The 20,352-nt window shown below is 38.3% G+C and carries 19 protein-coding genes; 3 read left to right on the top strand and 16 right to left on the bottom strand.

The annotated features are described in order from the left end of the window. Window positions 1-100: 100 nt before the first annotated feature. The 7 genes from KHA93_RS00195 to KHA93_RS00165 form a co-directional block, all read right to left on the bottom strand. Window positions 101-820, bottom strand: a complete 720-nt coding sequence (locus KHA93_RS00195; RefSeq protein WP_213108870.1) for a ThuA domain-containing protein — start codon at window positions 818-820, stop codon at window positions 101-103. A 164-nt stretch (window positions 821-984) separates the two neighbouring features. Continuing rightward, complete coding sequence (locus KHA93_RS00190) at window positions 985-1,896, bottom strand: diacylglycerol kinase (RefSeq protein WP_213108869.1); 912 nt, start codon at window positions 1,894-1,896, stop codon at window positions 985-987. A 533-nt stretch (window positions 1,897-2,429) separates the two neighbouring features. Continuing rightward, entirely contained in the window at window positions 2,430-3,335 is a 906-nt protein-coding gene (locus tag KHA93_RS00185) for a LiaF transmembrane domain-containing protein (RefSeq protein WP_213108868.1), read from the bottom strand. Next, complete coding sequence (locus KHA93_RS00180) at window positions 3,332-4,420, bottom strand: hypothetical protein (protein WP_213108867.1); 1,089 nt, start codon at window positions 4,418-4,420, stop codon at window positions 3,332-3,334. Before KHA93_RS00180 ends, KHA93_RS00185 begins: the two co-directional genes overlap by 4 nt. Continuing rightward, window positions 4,413-4,880, bottom strand: coding sequence for an anti-sigma factor family protein (locus tag KHA93_RS00175; protein ID WP_213108866.1), 468 nt, complete (start codon window positions 4,878-4,880; stop codon window positions 4,413-4,415). The genes KHA93_RS00180 and KHA93_RS00175 overlap by 8 nt, the downstream gene beginning before the upstream one ends. Then, the gene (locus KHA93_RS00170) at window positions 4,877-5,419 is read right to left on the bottom strand and encodes an RNA polymerase sigma factor (protein WP_233710994.1); all 543 of its coding nucleotides are present in this window, start codon (window positions 5,417-5,419) and stop codon (window positions 4,877-4,879) included. The genes KHA93_RS00175 and KHA93_RS00170 overlap by 4 nt, the downstream gene beginning before the upstream one ends. Before the next feature lie 85 nt (window positions 5,420-5,504). Further along, a complete protein-coding gene (locus KHA93_RS00165; RefSeq protein WP_213108865.1) occupies window positions 5,505-6,386 on the bottom strand; it encodes a D-alanyl-D-alanine carboxypeptidase family protein in 882 nt (293 codons plus the stop codon). 132 nt (window positions 6,387-6,518) lie between these two features. Here KHA93_RS00165 and KHA93_RS00160 point away from each other — a divergent pair, with 132 nt between their 5' ends. Both KHA93_RS00160 and KHA93_RS00155 read left to right on the top strand, forming a co-directional pair. Beyond that, on the top strand, window positions 6,519-7,379 hold the full coding sequence (locus KHA93_RS00160) for a hypothetical protein (RefSeq protein WP_213108864.1): 861 nt from the start codon (window positions 6,519-6,521) through the stop codon (window positions 7,377-7,379). After that, the gene (locus KHA93_RS00155; RefSeq protein WP_213108863.1) at window positions 7,379-7,957 is read left to right on the top strand and encodes a hypothetical protein; all 579 of its coding nucleotides are present in this window, start codon (window positions 7,379-7,381) and stop codon (window positions 7,955-7,957) included. The genes KHA93_RS00160 and KHA93_RS00155 overlap by 1 nt, the downstream gene beginning before the upstream one ends. 40 nt (window positions 7,958-7,997) lie before the next feature. On the opposite strand, the gene KHA93_RS00150 is transcribed toward KHA93_RS00155, so the two are convergent. The 3 genes from KHA93_RS00150 to KHA93_RS00140 form a co-directional block, all read right to left on the bottom strand. After that, a complete protein-coding gene (locus KHA93_RS00150) occupies window positions 7,998-8,771 on the bottom strand; it encodes an endonuclease/exonuclease/phosphatase family protein (protein WP_213108862.1) in 774 nt (257 codons plus the stop codon). 481 nt (window positions 8,772-9,252) lie between these two features. Beyond that, entirely contained in the window at window positions 9,253-10,050 is a 798-nt protein-coding gene (locus tag KHA93_RS00145) for an arylamine N-acetyltransferase (RefSeq protein ID WP_213108861.1), read from the bottom strand. A gap of 17 nt (window positions 10,051-10,067) precedes the next feature. Continuing rightward, window positions 10,068-10,619, bottom strand: a complete 552-nt coding sequence (locus tag KHA93_RS00140; RefSeq protein WP_213108860.1) for a thioredoxin family protein — start codon at window positions 10,617-10,619, stop codon at window positions 10,068-10,070. Between the two features lie 241 nt (window positions 10,620-10,860). On the opposite strand from KHA93_RS00140, the gene KHA93_RS00135 reads away from it, so the two are divergent. Next, window positions 10,861-11,247: a hypothetical protein gene (locus tag KHA93_RS00135; RefSeq protein ID WP_213108859.1), complete on the top strand. Its 387-nt coding sequence runs from the start codon at window positions 10,861-10,863 to the stop codon at window positions 11,245-11,247. A 134-nt stretch (window positions 11,248-11,381) separates the two neighbouring features. Here the strand turns inward: KHA93_RS00135 and gatB are convergent, their stop codons facing one another. The 6 genes from gatB to pcrA form a co-directional block, all read right to left on the bottom strand. Next, window positions 11,382-12,809 carry an Asp-tRNA(Asn)/Glu-tRNA(Gln) amidotransferase subunit GatB gene (gatB, locus tag KHA93_RS00130; RefSeq protein WP_213108858.1) on the bottom strand — a complete coding sequence of 476 codons (1,428 nt, stop codon included), beginning with the start codon at window positions 12,807-12,809 and terminating at the stop codon, window positions 11,382-11,384. A gap of 15 nt (window positions 12,810-12,824) precedes the next feature. Beyond that, window positions 12,825-14,270: an Asp-tRNA(Asn)/Glu-tRNA(Gln) amidotransferase subunit GatA gene (gene gatA / locus KHA93_RS00125; RefSeq protein ID WP_213108857.1), complete on the bottom strand. Its 1,446-nt coding sequence runs from the start codon at window positions 14,268-14,270 to the stop codon at window positions 12,825-12,827. 12 nt (window positions 14,271-14,282) lie between these two features. After that, entirely contained in the window at window positions 14,283-14,573 is a 291-nt protein-coding gene (gene gatC, locus KHA93_RS00120; protein ID WP_213108856.1) for an Asp-tRNA(Asn)/Glu-tRNA(Gln) amidotransferase subunit GatC, read from the bottom strand. A 305-nt stretch (window positions 14,574-14,878) separates the two neighbouring features. After that, on the bottom strand, window positions 14,879-16,039 hold the full coding sequence (locus KHA93_RS00115) for a CamS family sex pheromone protein (RefSeq protein WP_213108855.1): 1,161 nt from the start codon (window positions 16,037-16,039) through the stop codon (window positions 14,879-14,881). Window positions 16,040-16,081: 42 nt separating this feature from the next. Next, window positions 16,082-18,088, bottom strand: coding sequence for an NAD-dependent DNA ligase LigA (gene ligA, locus KHA93_RS00110; RefSeq protein ID WP_213108854.1), 2,007 nt, complete (start codon window positions 18,086-18,088; stop codon window positions 16,082-16,084). 24 nt (window positions 18,089-18,112) lie between these two features. Continuing rightward, a complete protein-coding gene (gene pcrA, locus KHA93_RS00105; RefSeq protein WP_213108853.1) occupies window positions 18,113-20,332 on the bottom strand; it encodes a DNA helicase PcrA in 2,220 nt (739 codons plus the stop codon). Between the last annotated feature and the right edge of the window lie 20 nt (window positions 20,333-20,352).

Raw genomic sequence — 20,352 nt, 5'->3', positions numbered from 1 at the left:
TGACAATGATATTCATTCTCAATTAGTAATATAACATAAATATATTTAATTTCAACTAAAAAAACCCTTGTCACAAATTAGACAAGGATTTCAGTATTTATTATTTTTTTGAAATTTCCTCTAATGGCTTCGCATTTCCATATGCAGGATACGGACGATTAGATGGGCTTACCCATTTTGCTGCATTCACAAGCACTTTTTGAATTTCTTTATTGTGGTATGTTGGGTAAGTTTCGTGACCAGGTCTGAAGTAGAAAATTTTACCGTTACCTCTTTGGTATGTACATCCAGATCTGAAGACTTCTCCCCCTTCAAACCAGCTTACAAATACTAGTTGATCTGGAGCTGGAATGTCAAAATGCTCACCGTACATTTCTTCTTTTTCTAATTCAATATACTCGCCAATACCTTCTGCAATAGGGTGAGAAGGATCAACAACCCAGAGTCTTTCACGATCGTCAGCTTCACGCCATTTTAAGTTACAAGTTGTCCCCATTAACTTTTGGAAAATTTTTGAGAAGTGTCCAGAATGCAATACGACTAGTCCCATTCCTTCTAAAACACGTTTATGTACTCGGTTGACAATTTCGTCAGTTACTTCATGATGAGCCATATGTCCCCACCAGAAAAGTACGTCAGTTTCTTTTAGAACTTCCTCAGTTAATCCATGTTCTGGTTCATCTAAAGTTGCTGTTTTAACATCAAATCCATTTTCGGCAAGTGCATTCGAGATCGTTCCATGAATGCCCTCAGGATAAATATCCGCAACGACTTGATTCGTTTTCTCGTGGCGGTTTTCATTCCAAACTGTAATTTTCATATTATTCTCTCCCTTACTATTTTATGTACTCTCTAAAATTAGAGTTTTAAACGCTTTCATACTCTAATATTGTTAATATAGCAATTATACGGTAGATGAACAAGGGATTAAATTCAAAAAAGTCTAAAATAAGAAACAGCCTTTCAAAAAAATGAAAGACTGTTTCATACTTTATCTTGTTCCCTAATTTTGTCAATCGGTACAAAAACTTCTAAGTGGCGATACAGATTTGAAAATTCAGCTGGCAGCAGACCACCATACTCACCGTCAATGTTTAGCTGCATTTTTTCTTTTGATTTTACTTTTATATGATTTGCTTTTGTATAAATTAAATTCGGATCATTAATATGCTCTCCACGAAGGGCTAATGACGCAATCCTTATGAATTCCGCTAAGTTTGTCTTTTTCAAAATCATCAGCGTAAATAATCCATCATTGATCGATGAATCGGGAGCCAATTTTTCAAAACCGCCGACAGAGTTGGTCAAGCCTATTAGGAAGAGCATGATTTCACCTTCAAAAAGCCTACCATCGTATTCGATACTAACATCTGCGGCGTGGATAGATGGCAGCATCTCTATTCCTTTTAAGTAATAGGCAAGTTGTCCCAAAACGGTTTTAAGCTTACTCGGTACTTCATACGTCAATTCTGTTAACCTTCCGCCTCCAGCAATATTAATAAAATAACTATCATTCATACGACCAATATCGACGGGAATAGTATCATTTTTGATGATAACATCAACAGCTGAATCAATATCTCTCGGTATATTTAAGGCACGGGCAAAATCATTTGTCGTTCCAGTTGGAATAATCCCCAATTTTGGACGATACTCCTGTTCGGCCAACCCGTTAACTACTTCATTGATTGTGCCATCTCCGCCAGCTGCAATGACAATATCGTATTTACGATCTACAGCAGTTCTAGCAGCCTTAATCGCATCTCCCTCACTTCTCGTAGCGTGACAAGATGCCTCATACCCAGCACTCTCTAATTTTTGTAAAACATCAGCTAGATTTCTTTTAAAAATTTCCCGGCCTGAAGTCGGATTATAAATAATTCGTGCTCTCTTCATTCACTTCACCCCATCACCAAGAAATCAATGACTACATCATATTATTATCAATTAAGTATCCGGACATATCATACCTCTTTTTTTCAATAAAATCCAGAACAGTGGACAAGAATTGGCCCAGATGATGGAGATGTTGTGAACATTTTTAAACAGATTGTGATTACGTAGCGAGTTTGCAATTGATTATTAATTTTAGGATTAATAGTTAATTTTTGGATTGAAGTGTCACACTACTACATAATCTTGACCCGCTCGTAATCCATTTTAAACCCTGAGGGAACAGTTAATACTTAAAGTTATTTTTCTCATCAAGTGGGTACTTTGAATGCTTCAATCGGACACCATCTCCGACTTTCTCAAGATCGACTTGCGTGCCCTTCTCGCTGCTTTTTCCAAATCTAAGGCACCTGGAATACTTCATCGTGACCAACAAGCAACAGAATACTACTTACTGGTCACGACGAACCGATAATTTAAAAATATTCCATCATTAACTAATAAATGGTATCCAATCTTCAGGGCCTTACACATGACTATTTGATATGGACGCCATCAGCATTTTTAATAAAAATGGTATGCTTACCTGAACCAAATGTTCGACTCGCTGATTTCACAGTTTCCTCGTCTTCGTACTCGTTCTGCACTTTTTGAATGTTTTTCCATTTTCCATCATCCAAATTACGGGAATCCTGAACTTCAAGCGTGACGTTTGTTTCTTTCGATACCATGATGTCCAAATAACCACCATTTACTACTTCCCAGTCACTTTGCATATTCCGAGGTTTCAACGCCAATGAATTTCCTTTTCCATTGACTTCAAGATTCATATTTTCTGGAATTAGTAGAGTAGGCTCCATTTGGCCGCTAAAACTACTATATCGTTTGTACGGGATTTCTTTAAAACGAATATAAATCGTATCCCCGTGTTTTTCTACGAGTGCATAGTCTGAAACCTCTTTAACCGGGAAGCCTTTTTTATCGACATTCCCTCTATATGTTCCGAACATCGTCATCGTTTTACTGGGCGTACTTTCAATCGTAACGGGATATGGACCCGTGTCTACTTGGACGCGTGTAATCCCATCAAGCATCGTTTCTTCATATTTTGGTAGATCGACCGTTTTTACATCCGCTGAAATATATTGGTTCGCCGCGTCCAGCAGCCCCACAGTCTGCAACAAAGCAACCCCTAGTCCAACAGTTCCAATAAAACCGATAAAGATGATACTCATAAAATCATATTTGACATGGCTATTTTCTTTGTTAAAAAACGATAAGTAAACTAGGATCTCAATTCCTAAAATAATGAATAATACGGGCCACCATGATAAAAGAGCAACCGCAGGATCCCAATCAAGGACTTGCTGTAAAAGAAGGAACACGCCGAGGAAAACGAGTGCTCCTCCCATTGAAAAAGAACCGACTCTCCACGTTCTCATTCTGTATCACCTTCTTCTTTCGCTTGTGTTATTTTTTTTCCAGACATTAATTTGATTCCGCCTCCGATGAGTAAAATACAGAGCACTCCCGTCTGGAAATAACGATAGAACCAATAATTGATATCGAGGTCTAAAAGTCTTTGGAAATACGGAGCGACAATTGGCATTAAAATGTTTGTTCCTAGGTAATACACGCCAAGCGCTATCAAACCAATCCCGACCCATTTTTGATGATTAACAAAGAAAGATACGATTGGTACATCATCTTCCACTTCATCACTTTCTGCTCTTGAGGCTTTTTGTAGACCGTCAAAGAAGCTGAAGAACCAGATAATCGGAACGACAAACAGGAAGATTCCAAGCCTTAATACATCAAGGATGTAGATGGAAAAAAGGAATGCTGCCATTAACTGAATCCCGCGTTTTTGCAGTCCTAGATATAAGTGACCCGCTCCTGGGATAATGGAAAGTAATGTTGCAATGGCTTTGCTTTTTCTGCCTTCTCCTGATCTATTTTCAATATCTTCTAATACTGATTTATCGACAAGCGTCTCTCCTTTTTGTTTGGCATCAAGTAGCCTAATTACATCAAAGAATCCGTAAATCCAAATGATTGGAAGTGTTGCGAGAAATACAAGAAACTCACTTCGTCCCGTCATCATTGTTACAAATAACACCATAATCATTGCTCCAAGGAAGGAAGCAAGCAGTGTCATTCCTCGATATACTAACCCTAACTGGAAATGGCCTAATCCAGGTACAATCGACAGCACTATTGTAAAAAATCGTTCAGAGTCATTAGCCTTTTTTTGTAAGTCCACATCCTGTGTATTGGCTGGTTGTTGATATAGCTTTGACGCGGTTACGACAGTATCAATAAAGTTGATAATGTACATGATCACACCGCCTATGGCGAATGCTGCAAATATACCTTCGTTCGACATTGCTGCCAACCCAAACGACACAAGTGGAATTCCAAAAACAGTTGCTGTATAAAATAGCCCGCGCAATACTTTCCCAAGATACATCAAACCTCCACCCGGAAAAAATGCGAGCAAAAAGGCGATAAATGGGTTTTTATTCATGACGATCCTCCTCCTTAAGTATCTCTTCGAATTTATTTGTAAAGGAATCTTGTTTATTTAAAAACGATTGAACAAATGATTCTGCTTGTTTCTGCTCACTATGTTCAAATGAGCTTGCCATATTCATTAGATGAGAAAATACTCCAGTCGACATTAAGACCAGTGTTACTGCGGCCGCTACGAAATAATGAACAATTGTTTGTTTTTGCGAAATCTTTTTTCGTGGCTTTGGCTTTGTCTTTGGTTTATTTAACTCTGTGACTTGTTGCATAATCGAATCTGTAAAGCTGGACACTTCCTCTAATCCCGGCATCTGGAATTCCGTCGCTTCCACCGCTTTTAAATAAAGTTCTAGGCAGTGGTCACAACTGTATAGATGGTTTTCATATACTTTTCGTGTTTCTTCATTAAGCTCATCCCGAACGTATTCTAGCCAATTTTCATACGTCATGTGATTCATGAAAAATCATCCTCCTTCCAGTGCTTTTTCATCCATTGTCTTGCACGATATAGCCTTACTTCGATTGTTTTCGGCTGTACATTTTGTTTTACTGCTATTTCTTGATAAGACTTTTCTTTTACGTAAAAGTCCTCAACGACTGAACGATAATTTTCTGGCAGTTCTTTGATCCTTTTTCGTAAGAGTTCTCTTTTTTCCTTATTAATGACTAAAAACTCCACACTTTCCGCTCGCGGTGCATGGCCGGTTTCGTCATACTCAACTTGCTGGTTTTCCTGCCTTCTTACTTGTTTTCTTTTTATATCTATCGCATGATTGACGGCAATTCGTGTAATCCAAGTTTTAAAACCTTGCTTCTCGTATTGGGGGAGAGAAGTATAGATTTTTAGGAACACTTCCTGCGTCGCATCTTCTGCATCTTTTTCATTTCGAAGAACGCCGTACACTGTATAAAATATATGGTTTCGATATTTTTCAACGAGAATACGAAACGCATGATCATTTCCGTTTTTTATCTTTTCAATGAGCACATCATCCAAATCTTCTCTCCCCCCTTCCTGAGCTTGCATCTCTATAGACGTTACAAACAACATCCGACCCTACACTTTTTTCTAATTTATTTTATCATGGTCGGGCAAGCTTATTTTCTTTATTTTGTACAAACCCATAATCCAGTAACGAAATGGAATCTGTCCACATGGATTCTTTTCCTGAATGAAGAACAACCGAAATCAGCTTACGATTCCCCCTTTTAGCAGACGATACGAGACAATATCCCGCCTGATCAGTGAATCCTGTTTTTAGACCTGTCGCGTCCTCGTAATAATAATCGCTGTTAGGATTTAAAAGCTGATTGCGATTTTTATACGTATGTGTTTTCGTAGAATAAATTTGCTGACTTACAAGTCTGTTAATCACGTTATTTCTTTTCGCTTCTTTTGCAATTAACGCCATATCGTAGGCAGTGGAAAAATGATTTTCATCATGCAAACCGTGTGGATTTACAAAGTGAGAATGGATCGCTCCGATTTCCATCGCCTTTTTATTCATTAAATCTGCAAAATACTGAATAGCTTCAAATTCACTCATCTTCTTGTCTTGGTTAGCTGTATAGACAGCTAGTGATCTTGCCGCATCATTTCCAGATTGTAAAAGCATGGCGGCTAGTAGTCCCTCTACAGTCTGGACTTGTCCTTCGAATAAACCGGCGCGCGCCTCACCTTCCGTTTGCAAATAAACTTCTTTACCAATCTTTACTTTTTCGTTAGGTGCGCTTCTATCAAGGACCACCAAAGCAGTTAAAAGTTTCGTCGTACTCGCTGGATACAATTTTTCATTTTTGTTTTTTGAAAAAATGATTTTCCCAGTATTTTCATCCATTAGGACGGCAGCTTCTCCCGAAATATGTACAGGTGAATGCGTAAACGCCATAATAATTTGATCTTTTTTATGATAAGTAATGACCGCTAATAGAATAATAATAAGTAAAATAGCACTTCGTTTCATGGAATTCACTCCTATAATTCACATATCTATAACTAATAGACGTAGAAAAGAGACCTTCCCCTACACTAAAAAAGGATATAATATAAAATTGTAGAATTATAGGTGAAGAACATTTTAGAAAGGAACGAAAATATGAATATCAAAAAAGCCGTGCTAGTAGGTGGCATGGCAATCGCAATTATAAGTATGATAGGGAATTATTTATTTTTTGTGAGTAAACAATTGAAAGAGCCCATTATGTTGAAACATTATTATGACACCCAGGTTAGCGTTGGGAGTACCTTAGAATTTCAATACATAACAAATCGAAATGATGATATTGAAATTGCTTGGTTTATGATTCCTGATTCAGAGATAACGCTGCCAGTGCTTGAAAATCAAACATATGATACATTTACACATCATCAAATAAAGATGGTCCATGTTAATGTAACTGAAGAACTTGAAGAGATCATGAATAATGGAGAACTACAGCTAACCGAAGTAGAAGCACATTTTACGAATGGGGAAATTCAATTAATGGATATTGGAGATGTGATTCTTCGCAAATACAAAGAAAACAAGACCCCTTTCGACTTTAGTGCCAGTGGGAGTTCATCGGATCATACTGGATATACAGTAGCTGTTGCAAAAAAAGATGTGACTATCACGGATTTGGAAATTCCGTTTGTGGATAAATTTGAAAAGGCAATAAAGGTTTATGTAGGAGAACATCAAAGAACTCCTGAAAATCATTCAGATATCGTACCAAAGGGAGAGCTCCTAACTAAAGATTCCTTTCCCATACTAAAGAAAAAAGGCGATTATTTGTCAATGGAATATCAAATAAAGTTTAATAATGATGATAAAAATAAACTTCATTTATATACCTTTGATATTAAATTGATTGGTAATGATGAAGAAGGCAAAACATTTTCATTCCCAGATACGATTTACTATCAGCCAGAAATGACCGAAAAAGATATTGTATCCATTATTCAGGGGGAAAATTAATGACAGACATCGCAAAAGCCTTTACGAAAATCTTCTGGGGATTCATGCTCGTATTTTTAAATTTAAACATCAATCAATTCGATCTCTTCCCGGATTTCATCGGCTATTTTATCATCGTATCCGGTCTAAGTGATTTAAGCACATTTTCTTCTTATTTTAAAAAGGCTAATATTTACGCAATCCTTTTAGGAGTAGCATCTATACCCACTTATTTTATTGGGGAAATCAATATTTTGGAAGGTTTCATCCCTTCTACATCGACCATTTTGATTCTTGCATCATCATCTATAATGACTTTGATTCACCTTGTTCTTATTTATTATTTATTAAAGGGTTCCATAGAACTAGCGAATCAACATAAACAGGAGTCGCTCGCCAATACAACCAAAAACAACCTAAAGATTTATGTCATTGTTGTACTTAGCGTTGCGATTCTAACACCCTTTGCTTTAAATATTTCGGAAGGTGCAGCCCTCACTTTGATTACAATAGGAGCAATTGCCTCATTTGTAGTGGAAATCATGATCCTCATTCTAATATGGCAATATCGCAAAATCTTCAACAATATACAAGCTTAAAAAAATGGTAGGCATCCTTTTGAAGATGCCTACCATTTTTTTAAACCTCAAAATCTACTACAATTGGAAAATGATCACTTGGGAACCTTCCGTCTACTTGATCATTTACAATTTTAAGAGTACCTACTTTTACATCTCCACGATATAAAATCCAGTCGATCCGTCCTTCTCCTCCGGTCGGATCATTAAAGTTATTAAAGCTGCCCAGTTCCTCATTCATTCGTTCAGATGAATTACTCCATGTATCCATGAAATTCCCTTTTATCAAAAAGGCCTGATGTGTGTCCGTTTCGGCTAAAGTGTTAAAATCCCCCGTAATAAATATCGGAACAGACGACTCAAATGCTTTTGCATGTTTTACAATCAACTCGGCACCTTTTACTCTCGCAACTTCAGAAATATGGTCCAAGTGAGTGTTTAAATGATAGAAAGATTGATTCGTCTCATTATCAAGGAAGCGAACCCAAGTGGCCATCCGCGTACAATCATTTCCCCACGTGCTTGAGGCAATCACATTTGGAGTATCCGACAGCCAAAAATGATCGTATTCTAACACGTCGAAACGACTTTTTTTATAAAATATCGCCATAAACTCACTTTTACTGCCGCCTTCTCGTCCCAAACCAATCCAATTGTAATCCTCAAGAAGATGATCCAAATCCTGCACTTGGTTAAATTTACATTCCTGGGTACCAATCAGATCTGGAGATTCTCGAATAATCAAATCCCTCATTAGCCCTTTACGTTCCTCCCAAGAATTAGGCGGTGCGTCACAGTCATTTCGCACGTTGTATGTCATAATACGTAAATCCATCAGAAAAGCCCCTTTCTTTTTATGTATACGATTGCAATTATAGCAAAATATCAAAGAGAATTAGTATAAAAATTCGCGTTGGTCCCACTATTGATTTTTATATGCAAAAGCTGAGTTAAGAACACTAAATCCAATAATTGCAATAAATATATACGAATTAACAGTATCCACATAATTTAACTCATCTGCTACATACCCAAGCATAATCAAGTTTAAGGAAGAGATTATTATACATATAAAACTGATCAACATAACTGAAAATCTATTTAAAAATTTCGTATACTTTTTAAGAAAAACAATGCTAATAAATATTACAATTAAGATAATCGTCAAAAAAACCATTTCATATTTTACAAAGTTAAAAGCATCAGGTGAATACATAGCGCTTCCTCCCCAATATATTTATCTTCTACAAGTTAAGACGTAAATTATTAATATTTGTTTCCAAATAAAAAAATCCACCTCTATTCAGGTGAATTTTTTAAAACAATTTAATTCCTCGTTCGGCAAGGAATTGAATAGAGTCTACTAAAGACTCGGAATCTACTTGATAAACTTCCCCTACTAGTTTCTCCCATTTACCAAAATCATTCATTTTTACCTCACTAATATTTCGAAACGTCATGATCTTCATCGAGTTATTGCGTAAAAAATAACATTGATGACCATTGAAACGAACGGCAGTAATTCTTCTCATAGTAATATTGTCATCACTGTCTAAATACGATGAGCGAATATCATCCGTAATATCCTTTTCCGAGAGAGGCTTCCAGATGATTTGTTTTTTTACAAACGATTTACCATTTGATCGGCGATCTATTTCGTATGTATCCAAACTAAGCTTCGTAAAAATAATTTCTTCACCGAACCCGTGCATATGATGCCTCGTTTTAGCTTCCAAGTCCACTGGCTTCATAATGGGAGAACCATATCCAACATCTACATAGTATTTTCTATCTTGAATCATCACCATAATGGCAAGATGGCCTGGTTCTACTTTTACGAGAGAGCAATCATACCCTAGCAATGATAGTAATCTAGCAAAATTCATGTTAAGCGTATAGCATGTGCCCCCCCAGCCTTTTTCAACCATATTTTGAACGAAGACAGGTAGTGGTGGAATATAATCCGGTGCAAGAGAAAAATATTGAAATTTACTAAACGTTTCATACGGAATAAATGACAAATGGTGTTGAATAAGGCGCTGCAAATAATTTAGATTCGGTTCCTCACGTGTTAAGCGTAAATATTGTAAATATTGATTTGCAATTTCCTCCATTATTCAACACCTCGATTTTATTGAAGTCTATTTTTAATGCTACTATATACATCGTCCCAAACAGTAGAATCTGTTACATATTTATCCATCATTTGAGCGTACATTTCACTTTGCTTTTCCGCGAAGGTTTCATCTTCCTTACTAGGGAGCATAGAACGCTGCTCATCCACATATTGTTGCACACTCTCCGCTCTTGGTCCCCAGACGGCACGTTCATTTCCCTCTTTATCGATAAAAACAAAAATAGGGATTGCTCGTGATGTACCATTCGTTAAATATTGATCCATCAATTCTAAATTTTGATCACGAAGCAGCATACGAACTTCTATTCCACTTTTTTCGGCTATTTTTAATAAAATAGGAACATTCACCATGGCATCGCCACACCAATCTTCCGTAAGGACAATAACGCGAAGTTCTTCATCTTTTAATTTTGCTAAAGATGCTTCATCTCCTACTGGAACTTCAAATTTTTGAAGAATCGTTTGCAAATTTTCTTGATGCTTTTCCATTGAATTTATGTACTCTTCAGATGTCATTCCTTTATTAAACCAGTCCACTAAGTTCATATTTCCGCCTCTTTTCTTTTGTTATTGCCTATTATTATATACTAGGATCCATTTTCATTCAGCTTAAAGGCTTATAAAATAAAAACTGTTTTTTCTACATATTACTATTCTAAAGATATGGTTTTATTTATGGGGTAGCCGTCCTCTATCGTCTTCAGCTGATTCTATTACCGTCCAAACATCTTCTATTCCCGTTCAGCTGAATCCTATTAGCGTTCGAACACCTTCTATTCCCGTTCAGTTGAATCCTATTACCGTTCGAACACCTTCTATTCCCGTTCAGTTGAACCCTATATCCGTTCGAACACCTTCTATTCCCGTTCAGTTGAATCCTATTGCCGTTCAAACACCTTCTATTCCCGTTCAGTTGAATCCTATTACCGTTCGAACACCTTCTATTCCCGTTCAGCTGAATCCTATTACCGTTCGAACACCTTCTATTCCCGTTCAGCTGAATCCTATTACCGTTCAAACATCTTCTATTCTCGTTCAGTTGGGTCCTATTACCATTCAAACATCTTCTATTCCCGTTCAGCTGAATCCTATTACCGTTCGAACACCTTCTATTCCCGTTCAGCTGAATCCTATTGCCGTTCAACCGGCTTTTATTTTATCGAATGACGTTTAACTTACTAATAAAATGCAATTTCCTTAACCTATTACCGAACGGTGATCTTTATTTGACCTCGAAACTCGTACACGCAGTATTCAGCCGCCAAAAATAAAAATAGGCACCCCGTTACGGAGTACCTATCTCTATTATTATCGTTTATCCATTTCTTGTTTCAATAACTTATTAACCATCGGTGGGTTCGCTTGGCCTTTTGTGGCTTTCATGATTTGGCCGACTAGGAATCCGAGTGCGCGGCCTTTTCCATTTTTGTAATCTTCAATGGATTGTGGGTTGGCATCTAATGTTTCGGTTACGATGGCGAGCAATGCGCCTTCGTCTGAAATTTGGACTAAGCCTTTTTCTTTTACGATTGTTTCTGCGTCTCCGCCTTTTTCAACAAGTTCGCGGAATACTTGTTTCGCAATTTTGGATGAAATCGTTCCATCTTCGATCAACTTAATCATTCCTGCGAGTCCAGCTGGCGTTAGTGCCGTTTCATGTAGTTCTTTTTGCTCGGAGTTCAGGTAAGCAGAAACTTCTCCCATCATCCAGTTGGAAGCTTGCTTCGCGTCTGCCTCTTCAGCAAGTACCGCTTCAAAGAAGTCGGACATTTCCTTCGTTAACGTAAGGACCATCGCATCATACGCTGGGAGACCTAAATCTTCAACATAGCGCTTTTTACGAGCATCTGGAAGCTCAGGAATTTCCGCACGAACGCGGGCTTTCCACTCATCATCAATATATAACTGAACGAGATCCGGCTCAGGGAAGTAGCGGTAATCTTCTGCTCCTTCTTTGACACGCATTAAGATCGTTTCACCAGTAGATTCGTCAAAACGACGAGTTTCTTGTTGGATCACTCCACCTGATAAAAGAACTTTCTCCTGACGTTTTTGTTCAAACTCTAATCCTCTACGGACAAAGTTAAAGGAGTTTAAGTTTTTCAATTCTGTTTTTGTTCCAAATTCTTCTTGTCCAACTGGACGTAAAGAAATGTTGGCATCACATCTTAGAGAACCTTCTTCCATTCTAACATCAGAAACACCTGTATATTGAATAATGGATTTTAGTTTCTCTAAATAAGCATACGCTTCTTGAGGTGAACGAATATCCGGCTCAGAAACAATCTCAATTAGTGAAGTTCCAGCACGGTTTAAGTCAACGAGTGATCCGTCTTCTTTATGCGTTAATTTACCAGCATCTTCTTCAAGGTGAAGGCGTGTGATACCTATTTTCTTTTTAACACCGTCAACTTCTATTTCAATCCAGCCATGTTCCCCAATTGGTTTGTCAAACTGAGAAATTTGATAAGCTTTTGGATTATCTGGGTAAAAATAGTTTTTACGATCAAATTTCGTTTCTGTTGCGATTTCACAATTGATCGCCATTGCAGCTTTCATTGCATATTCTACTGCGCTCTTGTTTAATACTGGCAATACACCAGGATAGCCAAGGTCGATAACAGTTGTGTTATGATTTGGTTCCGCTCCAAAATGGTTAGGAGCTGGTGAAAATACTTTTGATTCCGTTTTTAATTCTACGTGGACTTCAAGTCCGATTACCGTTTCAAAATTCATGTCGTCTCTCCCCCCTTACAATTGTGGCGTTTGTTGATGGAAATTCGTCGCTTGCTCAAATGCATGAGCAACACGGTAAATCGTTTGTTCGTCAAAATGCTTTCCAATAATTTGTAGTCCAAGTGGAAGACCTTCTGTAAATCCACAAGGTACAGATATTCCTGGAAGACCCGCTAGGTTGACAGGGATTGTCAGTAGATCTCTTACGTACATGGTTACTACATCATGAACGACTTCTCCAATTTTATAAGCTGGTGTTGGAGTTGTAGGTCCAATGATTACATCATATTTTGAAAACACATTATCGAAATCTTGCTTAATCAGTGTTCTAACTTGTTGTGCCTTTTTATAATAAGCATCATAAAACCCTGAGCTAAGCGCAAAAGTCCCAAGCATGATACGACGTTTTACTTCGTCGCCAAAGCCTTCTGAACGTGACTTTTTATATAAATCCATTAAATTTTTCGGATTCGGTGTACGGTAACCGTAACGAACACCATCAAAACGTGCAAGGTTAGCAGAAGCCTCAGAAGAAGCAAGTAAATAATACGTTGCTACCCCGTATTGAGAATGCGGTAGGGAAACTTCTTCCCAAGTTGCGCCAAGACCTTCAAGTACTTTTAGCGCATCAAGCACGGACTGACGTGAAGCTTCACTTACTCCTTCTCCTAAATATTCTTTAGGAACAGCAATTTTTAACCCTTTTACATCTCCAGTTAATCCTGCTAAGTAATTAGGCACTTCTTTGTTCACAGTAGTGGAATCGTTGGAATCCAAGCCTGCAATAGCTTGTAAAACAATTGCATTGTCCTCTACAGTTCTTGTAATAGGACCAGCTTGATCTAAGGATGACGCAAAAGCGACTAATCCATAACGAGATACACGCCCATATGTAGGTTTCATACCAACTACTCCACAAAAAGCAGCGGGCTGACGGATAGATCCACCTGTATCGGTACCTAGAGCAAATGATACTTGTCCAGATGCAACTGCGGCTGCGGATCCACCTGAAGATCCACCCGGAACTCGGTCAAGATTCCATGGATTCCTCGTTATGTGAAAAGCTGAGGTTTCAGTTGTAGACCCCATCGCAAACTCGTCCATATTCAATTTACCAATTGTAACAGTGCTCTCTTCATTCAACTTTTCCATGACCGTTGCGTCATAAACAGGATCAAAGTTTTCAAGCATCTTACTAGCACATGTAGTGCGCAAGTTCTTCGTAACGATGTTATCCTTCATCCCTGCTGGAATTCCGAAAAGTGGATTGTCTCCCAACTTACCGTCCAATTCTTTTGCTTTTTTTCTAGCATTTTCTTCATCCACTGTTAGAAAAGCTTGTACTTTTCCATCAACTTCATTGATCCGATTAATTGATTGATCTACTAAATCAGAAACGGAGATTTCTTTTTTATGTAAAAGTTCATGTATATCTTTTATGCTATGATCCAAAATCGACATGGGAGTCCCCCCTTAATCCAAAATTTTAGGTACTTTAATTTGTCCATCTTCATGTTGAGGGACGTTTCTCAGCACTTCTTCAATTGGCAACCCTTTTACCGCCACATCTTCACGCATTACATTTTCTTGAGCGAACACGTGGGAAGTCGGCTTAATATTCTCGGTATTCAGTTCATCTAATTTCTCTGCCATTTCGATGATGCGGTCAAGCTGTTCAGTAAATTGTTCCGCTTCTTCATTATTCATTTCAAGTCTAGCTAAATGAGCTACATGCAATACTTGATCTTTCGAAATTCTCGACATTTTCTGCACCTCCGGTAAAAAATCGATCCTTGCAATACTATTGATAATATCAGAAAAACTTAAACAAACGCAAGAGGGCAAGGTATTTGCCCCCTCTTGCTTTGATAAAATTGCACGCTGGTTTCCGTACCGAGAACTTCTCCGTAGGTCTCCTCTGCACATGACGTGCCTGCGAGATCTCCTATAAGTCCCAGACGGCGATATAAGTTGTGATTCGGATTTATTCGAGACGGAATGGGATGGTCAATTGATTTCTTTCCCGAATCGGGCTGGAGCAGACATTAACGCGCCTGATATAGAATCAATTAGTATATATGAACAAACGGCTCTTTATCTCCGGCGTTTTTAACAATTAATGCTTCCGCTCCATTAATGGAATTTATATTTACATCTACCGTAACATAATCCGGAAAATGGTCCATGACGAGGGAAGTCGCATATTGAGTAAAGGCTATAATTTCAGCATGGCCATATAACTGAATTGGTATATCAATGGAAAGTTTAATAAACTGTCCATTTTTATAAAAGGCCTGTCCTATTACACCGTTATAATTCGGGAAATATTTCTCGACTTCGTCTTTAAACGCCATAAAGGAGGTAACATCATCTCGATGATCTTTTTCAGCAGCGGATGATGGGAAGAGATAGTATGTTTCATCAATCGCTTTCCAGTCGCCTAGAGAAGCACTCCCTCCATTGGCATGTGCGTATGCAAAAAAGTTTCCGGGAATGACCGAGTTTTTGCCTTTCTGCTCGAACAAGGCGATGGTAATCGGTACATTACCAATCTCTGTATTAGAACGAAGTCGTTTAATAATCTCCTCGGCCATTTTCTTTCCTTCCGCGGCCAATTTATCATGAGGAATGTCCTGTTCGAACGTCGCTCCATATTTTTCTTTTTGGTAATAATGAACAGAATTTAACGCAAGTCCAATCACAATCCCGCCAAGTTTCACCTTGTCATCTTTCTTTATTAAATAGTCATGTTCAAGAACTTGTGCAAGATAAATTGGACTTTTCTCATTTTGTTGTTCAATCGACCCTTTTTCGTTATTTAAAGGATTGAGACCAATGTTATCCTCTTCTTTTATGTTTAATTCTTTTAATTGACTCGCTGTATATTTTCGTCTTAACCATTTGCTTACTGTTTCTTTATCAAGCTTTTGGCCTTCTTCAAATACGTATTTATCCGTCGAGAAATGTTCATTTGCAACTCGCATTAAGCCTGTTTCAAACTCATCAATATCATATTTAGAATTTAGGTTTGATACGACCATTCCTCTTGTTTTACTAGTCCTAAATGGAACAACTGATCGATAATAAGAATCAGATATTTGATAACTAGGTATGATCGATTTATCCTTGTTGTCATTATTATCTTGTACAACTTCATCATTTTTTTGAAACGTTGGCACACAGCCACTTAAAAGAGCCGTTGCCATAAGCAAAGCCAACCATTTTTTCATGCCATTTTTCCACCTTTATTTTCAAAAGATTGTGGGGAAGTGCTAGTCGACCAGTTCTTCTAGAAGCCTTTCTTCGTCCCACACTTCAATTCCAAGTTCTTCTGCTTTTGTCAATTTCGATCCAGCGTCTTCGCCAGCTATGACTAAATCCGTTTTTTTACTAACACTGCCGGAAACTTTACCACCTAATGATTCAATCGTTGCTTTTACTTCGTTTCGGTTCATTTTTTCAAGCTTTCCGGTTAGTACAACGGTTTTTCCGTTAAAATAAGAATCTATATTTGCTGTCTCCGATCTTTTTGGACCGAGATATTCCATATTTACTCCAGCATTTTTCAACTTTGAGATTAACTGTTCGAATTCCTCGTTTTCAAAAAACGTAGCAATTGCATCTGCCATTTTTTCTCCAACTTCTTCAACGCTTATTAATTCTTCACGTGAAGCAATAGAAAGTTTATCGATCGTTTCAAAATGCTCTGCAAGTGTTTTTGCTGCCTTTTCCCCTACATGACGAATACCAAGACCGAACAACAATTTTTCAAGTGAATTAGCTTTAGATGCTTGTATCGCATTGATTAAATTCGTTGCTGATTTTTCTCCCATTCTCTCCATGTTTAATAGTTGATCCTTTGTTAAAAAGTAAATGTCCGCAGGATCTTTTACAAGTTGAAGGGAAAATAATTGACCAATTACCTTTTCACCTAAACCATCAATATTCATTGCATTCCGAGAAACAAAGTGAATTAGACCTTCACGTCTTTGTGCTGGACATGTTGGGTTAATACAACGAAGAGCTACTTCACCTTCCAAACGAATTAATTCACTATCACATTCTGGGCAATGCGTAGGCATATGGAACGGAATTTCTTCACCGTTTCTTCTTTCAGTGAGTACATTTACGACTTCAGGAATAATGTCTCCTGCTTTTTTAACAACTACGTAATCGTGAAGCATAATATCTTTTTCTCTTATCAAATCTTCATTATGAAGAGAAGCTCTTTGTACAGTCGTTCCTGCGACACGAACAGGCTCCAATATAGCCGTTGGCGTAATTACACCAGTTCGTCCAACGCTTAGTTCAATATCAATCAGTTTTGTAATGACTTCTTCCGCAGGAAATTTGTAAGCAACGGCCCAGCGAGGCGTTTTGGCTGTACTTCCTAGCTGTTCCTGTTGGTCGATTGAATCAACTTTGATCACAATCCCGTCAATTTCATAATCGAGATGTGGTCGATTCTCTGTCCATTTTTTAATATACTCTATTACTTCTTCGATAGATTCACATTTTTTTCTTTCGTTATTCACTTTTAAGCCCATCTTCTGAAGTAGATCAAGGCCCTCACTATGTGCGGTTACGCCGGTTGTCCCAGAATCCCCCATCCCATATAAGAAAACATCCAGGTTACGTGATGCGGCAATTCTCGGATCAAGCTGACGGAGAGAGCCTGCAGCTGCATTTCTCGGATTTGCGAATAGTACTTCACCATTTTCTTCTCGCACTTTGTTTAATTGTAAAAACGATTTTTTAGGCATATATGCTTCGCCGCGAACTTCAAGAGAAAATGGCTCTTTTAGTCTTATAGGAATAGAACGTATCGTCCTTAAATTAGCGGTAATGTCTTCACCAATGGTGCCGTCTCCCCTTGTAGACCCTTGTACAAAAAGTCCGTCGATATAACGAAGCGATACGGCTAATCCATCAATTTTCAATTCACAAACATATGAAAATTGTTCCCCAATCCCCTGTCTAACTCGACGATCAAAGTCGCGAAGATCCTCTTCAGAAAAAGCATTAGCTAAGCTTAACATCTGTGTTTCATGACGAACTTTTTCAAAAGTCGATAACGGTTCGCCACCAACACGTTGAGTTGGCGAATCGGGCGATATGAGCTCGGGATGTTCTTCCTCGAGCTTTATTAACTCTCTCATCAGTCGATCATACTCTGCATCCGGAACAGATGGATTGTCCAAAACATGATACTCATAATTGTATTGATTTAATAGATTGTATAATTCTTTTAACTGTTTTTCTACTGAATCGCGGGCCATCTCTCAGTCCTCCTAAAAAGCTTACTAGACTTTTTTAATCGGGGCATAATCAGCCAATAGGCGCTTAATACCAATTGGGCTTGGAAAAGCGATATCGAGTTCGACACTTCCATTCTTTTCTTTTACCGTTACAACTGTACCGATACCCCATTTTGTATGCTCTGCTTTATCGCCAGCTTTCCAGGCTACTCCGTCAGCACCGGTTGTAACTGGTGTAGGAGTAGGTCTACTTACAGGCTTGCTCCTCGTTTGTCCTCCGACAGCAAAGCTTTGGGAAGCAACAGGTCGTCTCATTTCCTTATGGGCATGCTCTAAAACATCTTCTGGAATCTCAGCTATAAATCTCGAAACAGGATTCATACTCGTACGGCCGAAAAGCGTCCTCATTTGTGCATTTGTAATAAATAACTCTTCTTCTGCACGAGTGATGCCGACGTATGCCAGTCTACGCTCTTCTTCCATTTCTTCTTCTTCCATTAATGATCGGCTATGCGGAAAAACTCCTTCTTCCATTCCGATTAAAAATACAATTGGATACTCTAATCCTTTTGCGGAGTGAAGGGTCATTAACGTCACAGCATCCCCTGGAGTACCATCTTCATCAAGCTTATCGATATCTGCAACAAGCGCCAAGTCTGTTAAAAAGGCAATCAAGCTTTTATCATCATTACCTTCTTCAAAGCTTTTCGTAACAGATAAAAATTCGTTTATATTCTCTAATCGACTTTCGGCTTCGAGTGTTTTTTCCGCTCGCAACATCGCTTCGTACCCTGATTTCTCGATTACTTCCTCCACGATTTCAGTAACAGACAGAAAATCTTGCATTTGCGTAATGTTGCGAATGAGTGCATGGAATTCAGCCGCTGAATTTGCCGTTTTTCCGGATAAACCGATAAAATCAATCTCATTTAACGCATGATACAGTGATAAGTCATGTTCTCTTGCATAGGACGCAATTTTATCTAAAGAAGTTGCACCAATGCCTCGTTTCGGAACATTAATTATACGTTGCAAGCTAATATCATCGTCTGGATTTGCAATAAGCCGTAAATAAGCTAGCAAGTCTTTAATTTCTTTACGGTCATAGAACTTTGTTCCGCCGACGATATTGTACTCAATGTTTGATTTTAATAAAACTTCCTCCATTACACGGGACTGGGCATTTGTCCGATAAAGGATGGCCACATCTGAAAGCGTGCGGTTAGGATCTGCCGTCTTTTCTTTTATTTTGCCAGCAACGAATTGAGCTTCAGTTTGCTCTCCATCCGCACGGTAATACACAATTTTTGGACCTTCGTCATTATCAGTCCACAAATTTTTCGGCTTGCGATTATGGTTATTTTGTATGACTTCGTTTGCTGCTTCCAAAATTCTTTTAGTAGAACGATAATTTTGCTCCAATAAAATAACTTTCGCATTTGGATAATCTTTTTCAAATGAAAGGATATTGGCAATGTCCGCTCCGCGCCATCTGTAAATGGACTGGTCGGAGTCGCCGACGACACATAAGTTTTTCAACCTAACGGCAAGTAATTTGACTAAAAGATATTGAGCACGGTTCGTATCTTGATATTCATCCACATGAATATATTGAAACTTACGTTGATAAAATTCGAGAACTTCTGGGACACCTTGAAAAAGTTGAATCGTCACCATAATTAAATCGTCAAAATCGAGTGCATTATTTCTGCGTAGTCTGCGCTGATATTCTGTATAAACCTTGCTGACCGTTTGTGCATAATAGCCTGCTGCTTGTTTCTCATACTCGCTCGTTGTGACTAATTCGTTCTTAGCACTGCTAATAGCGCCAAGAATCGCCCTTGCATCATATTTTTTCGAATCGATATTGAGGTCTTTCTGGACATTTTTAATGACAGATAGTTGGTCAGTCGTATCGAGGATTGTAAAATTGCGGTTATATCCTAGCCGATCAATATCGCGTCGTAAAATTCGAACGCACATGGAGTGAAATGTAGAGATCCAAACTTCTTCAGCTGTACCGCCCATGATTTTTCCAATACGGTCTTTCATTTCGCGTGCAGCTTTATTTGTAAACGTAATTGCTAAAATATTGTAAGGATTCACACCTTTTTCCACCATTAAATAGGCAACTCGATGTGTGAGCACCCTCGTTTTTCCACTTCCAGCCCCCGCCATAATCAACAAAGGCCCATCTGTTGTTTTTACAGCCTCCTTTTGCTCAGGATTTAAACCTTCAAGGAGACGATTTGTTAAAAATTGCACGTTGTTCACCGCCTATTAAA

It is taken from the genome of Lederbergia citrisecunda (assembly GCF_018343695.1).
GTDB lineage: Bacteria > Bacillota > Bacilli > Bacillales > Bacillaceae_C > Lederbergia > Lederbergia citrisecunda.
Note: the sequence above shows the minus strand (reverse complement) of the source record. Positions and strands in the feature narration are given on the sequence as shown.

What these genes read in the sequence shown, in the direction of transcription:
- KHA93_RS00115 (WP_213108855.1), bottom strand. Translation starts at nt 16,039, where the DNA reads ATGAAAAAATGGTTGGCTTTGCTTATGGCAACGGCTCTTTTAAGTGGC.
- gatB (WP_213108858.1), bottom strand. Translation starts at nt 12,809, where the DNA reads ATGAATTTTGAAACGGTAATCGGACTTGAAGTCCACGTAGAATTAAAA.
- KHA93_RS00160 (WP_213108864.1), top strand. Translation starts at nt 6,519, where the DNA reads ATGAATATCAAAAAAGCCGTGCTAGTAGGTGGCATGGCAATCGCAATT.
- KHA93_RS00195 (WP_213108870.1), bottom strand. Translation starts at nt 820, where the DNA reads ATGAAAATTACAGTTTGGAATGAAAACCGCCACGAGAAAACGAATCAA.
- KHA93_RS00155 (WP_213108863.1), top strand. Translation starts at nt 7,379, where the DNA reads ATGACAGACATCGCAAAAGCCTTTACGAAAATCTTCTGGGGATTCATG.
- gatC (WP_213108856.1), bottom strand. Translation starts at nt 14,573, where the DNA reads ATGTCGAGAATTTCGAAAGATCAAGTATTGCATGTAGCTCATTTAGCT.
- KHA93_RS00150 (WP_213108862.1), bottom strand. Translation starts at nt 8,771, where the DNA reads ATGGATTTACGTATTATGACATACAACGTGCGAAATGACTGTGACGCA.
- KHA93_RS00185 (WP_213108868.1), bottom strand. Translation starts at nt 3,335, where the DNA reads ATGAGAACGTGGAGAGTCGGTTCTTTTTCAATGGGAGGAGCACTCGTT.
- KHA93_RS00190 (WP_213108869.1), bottom strand. Translation starts at nt 1,896, where the DNA reads ATGAAGAGAGCACGAATTATTTATAATCCGACTTCAGGCCGGGAAATT.
- KHA93_RS00175 (WP_213108866.1), bottom strand. Translation starts at nt 4,880, where the DNA reads ATGAATCACATGACGTATGAAAATTGGCTAGAATACGTTCGGGATGAG.
- gatA (WP_213108857.1), bottom strand. Translation starts at nt 14,270, where the DNA reads ATGTCGATTTTGGATCATAGCATAAAAGATATACATGAACTTTTACAT.
- KHA93_RS00140 (WP_213108860.1), bottom strand. Translation starts at nt 10,619, where the DNA reads ATGAACTTAGTGGACTGGTTTAATAAAGGAATGACATCTGAAGAGTAC.
- KHA93_RS00180 (WP_213108867.1), bottom strand. Translation starts at nt 4,420, where the DNA reads ATGAATAAAAACCCATTTATCGCCTTTTTGCTCGCATTTTTTCCGGGT.
- KHA93_RS00145 (WP_213108861.1), bottom strand. Translation starts at nt 10,050, where the DNA reads ATGGAGGAAATTGCAAATCAATATTTACAATATTTACGCTTAACACGT.
- ligA (WP_213108854.1), bottom strand. Translation starts at nt 18,088, where the DNA reads ATGGCCCGCGATTCAGTAGAAAAACAGTTAAAAGAATTATACAATCTA.
- KHA93_RS00165 (WP_213108865.1), bottom strand. Translation starts at nt 6,386, where the DNA reads ATGAAACGAAGTGCTATTTTACTTATTATTATTCTATTAGCGGTCATT.